The sequence below is a fragment of the Segeticoccus rhizosphaerae genome (assembly GCF_009192725.1).
GTDB lineage: Bacteria > Actinomycetota > Actinomycetes > Actinomycetales > Dermatophilaceae > Segeticoccus > Segeticoccus rhizosphaerae.
The window spans coordinates 1-2,717 of sequence record NZ_VOHR01000426.1 but is presented as its reverse complement, the minus strand read 5'-3'; the positions used below and the strand labels follow the sequence as shown (position 1 = coordinate 2,717).

The 2,717-nt window shown below is 71.3% G+C and carries 3 protein-coding genes; all 3 read right to left on the bottom strand.

Annotated features, from left to right (window positions below):
• Positions 1-198 precede the first annotated feature (198 nt).
• Positions 199-831: an SMC-Scp complex subunit ScpB gene (gene scpB, locus FRW57_RS20075; RefSeq protein ID WP_137120812.1), complete on the bottom strand. Its 633-nt coding sequence runs from the start codon at positions 829-831 to the stop codon at positions 199-201.
• A complete protein-coding gene (locus FRW57_RS20070) occupies positions 828-1,829 on the bottom strand; it encodes a segregation and condensation protein A (protein ID WP_152186888.1) in 1,002 nt (333 codons plus the stop codon). Before FRW57_RS20070 ends, scpB begins: the two co-directional genes overlap by 4 nt.
• A 5-nt stretch (positions 1,830-1,834) precedes the next feature.
• A partial coding sequence (locus FRW57_RS20065; protein WP_238999506.1) for a ParA family protein occupies positions 1,835-2,717 on the bottom strand: 883 nt, incomplete at its 5' end.

Here is a 2,717-nt window from a genome sequence, read left to right as displayed (position 1 = left end):
CGGCGCGGCCCGCTGCCCCGCGTCCTCGACCGCGGACGCCGGCTCCCGGCTTACCCCTCCCGCTCCGACCACCCGGCCCCGGGCCGCGTCCTCGCTCCGCTCGTTTCCTCACGCCGTCGTCGCCGCTCATGCCTGACTTTCGCGCTCCTTGGCGCTCCGGGCCTCGCTCCGCTCGTTTCCTCACGCCGTCGTCGCCGCTCATCCGCGTCCTCGTTCCGCCAGCTCGTCCAGCATGTCCACTTCGGGTAGGTAGGGGGCCAGCGCCGGCAGGTCGTCCAACGAGCCGAGGCCGAGCCGTTCGAGGAAGTAGGAGGTCGTGCCGTAGAGCGTGGCGCCGTTCTCCCCCTCGGCGCCGACCTCCTCGATCAGGTCCCGCGACAACAGCGTCCGCACCACCCCGTCCACGTTGACGCCTCGCACCGAGCTCACCCGGGAGCGGGAGATCGGCTGCCGGTAGGCGATCACCGCGAGGGTCTCGAGGGAGGCCTGGGTCAGTTTCGCCTGCTGGCCGTCGAGCAGGAACTTCTCCACCACCGGCGCATAGGCGCTGCCGCTGTAGACCCGCCAGCCCCCCGCCACGTTGCGCAGGGTGAAGCCGCGCTGCGCCTGTTCATAGTCCTGCTGCAGGTCGGTCAGGTGCGCTACGACGTCGTCCACGGGCAGCTCGAGCGCCGTGGCCAGCGCCATCTCCGTCACCGGCCCGTCGACCACCATGAGCACCGCCTCGATGGCGCTGCGTGCGCCGCCCGGGAAGTCGTTGACGTCGAACGCCACCTGCTCCGGCTCGACCTCAGGCTCGGGTCCGGCCGTCTCGATCGGGTCATCCGTCACGAGGGTCCTCCTTGGTCGGTGCTGGGTTCGTCCGGGCTCTCCGGCTCGTCGAACTCATCGGTGATGTCCACGTCTCCCTCGTCGTCACCGGTCCAGCGGACGGTGAGCTCACCGAGGGCCTGCTCCTGCTCGAGGGCCACGGCGGCCTCGCGGAAGAGCTCGAGCAGCGCAAGGAAGCGCGCCACGATGATCACGGTCTCTCCCGCGTCGGCCACGAGCTCGCGGAAGGAGCAGGTCCGCTCGCGGCGGAGCCGGGCGACGACCAGGGCGGCCTGCTCCCTCACGCTGACGGCAGGTGCGTGAAGGTGGTCCAGCCCCACCGTGGGCTCGGGCCTCGGGGTGAGCGCCCGCGCCGCCACCATGGCCAGCTGCTCTGGCGTCACCCCCATGATCAGCTCGGGCAGCAGACTGGTGAAACGCTCGTCGAGACCAGCCTGACGAGGTGCCATCCTGCTGGCGGTCGCCATCCGCGCGCCGAAAGCAGCCGCGATGTCCTTGAACGCGCGGTACTGCAGGAGCCGGGCGAAGAGTAGGTCGCGGGCCTCGATCAGTGCGAGGTCCTCCTCGTCCTCCGGGCCGAGCTGCGGCAGCAGCCGCGAGGCCTTGAGGTCGAGCAGGGTGGAGGCGACGAGCAGGAACTCCGAGGCCTGCCCGAGGTCCCACTCGGTGTGCGCGGCCTGGGCGGCCTTGATGTGGGCGATGAACTCGTCGGTGACCTTCGCCAGCGCGATCTCGGTGATGTCGAGCTTGTGCTTGGAGATCAGCCCGAGCAGCAGGTCGAAGGGCCCCGAGAACACGTCGAGGTGCACCTCGAACGGCGTGCCGGCGGCCCGCTTGGTGAGCACTCCTCCGGGAGCCTCGGACGCCGCCAGCTCCTCCGGCTCCGGCCGAGCCGCCGGGGCGTCCAGGGCCTCCGGATCGGTGGGTGACACGTCCTCGACCGGCGCGGGCGCGGGTGGCTCCACGGTGTGCAGGTGAGGGGGCTCGGCCCCGGTCATGGGTCTCAGGCCGCCCCGCCGCGGGCGACCAGCTCCCGGGCCAGCTGGCGGTAGGACTCCGCGGCACCGTGGGTGGAGGCGTAGGTGGTGATCGGCTCGGCGGCGAGCGTCGCGTCGGGGAACTTCACCGTGCGGCTGATGACGGTGTGGAACACCGTGTCGCCGAAGTGGTCCACGACGCTGCGGACGACCTCCTTGCTGTGCAGGGTGCGGCCGTCATACATCGTCGCCAGGATCCCGTCGATCTCGAGGCGCGGGTTGAGCCGGTCGGTGATCTTCTCGATCGTCTCGACGAGCAGGGCGACCCCGCGCATCGCGAAGAACTCGCACTCCAGCGGCACGATGACCCCGTGCGCCGCGGTGAGGGCGTTGACCGTGAGCAGCCCGAGCGAGGGCTGGCAGTCGATCAGGATGACGTCGTAGTCGTCGAGCAGCGGCCGCAGCACACGGGCGAGCACCATCTCGCGGGCGACCTCGCCCACCAGCTGCACCTCGGCGGCGGACAGGTCGATGTTGGCCGGGATGAGGTCGAGGCCCTCGGTGCGGGTGCGCTGCACGAGGTCGTGCACGTCGTGGCCGCGCTCGACGAGCAGGTTGTAGATGGTGTTGTCGAGCTCGTGGGTGCGGATGCCGAGGCCGACCGAGAGCGCGCCCTGGGGGTCGAAGTCGACCAGCAGCACCTTGCGGCCGTACTCCGCGAGCGCGGCGCCGAGGTTGATCGTGGTGGTGGTCTTGCCGACCCCACCCTTCTGGTTGCACATCGCGATGACGCGCGCGGGGCCGTGGTGCGCCAGCGGCGGCGGCGTGGGGAAGTCGGGCAGCGGCCGTCCCGTCGGTCCGGTCTGCCCCGTGCCGGCGCTCTCGGTCCCGGGGAGCCGGTCGTGCGAG

Excerpts from the sequence above, each read along its gene's own strand:
- FRW57_RS20070 (WP_152186888.1), bottom strand. The coding sequence starts at position 1,829 with ATGACCGGGGCCGAGCCCCCTCACCTGCACACCGTGGAGCCACCCGCG.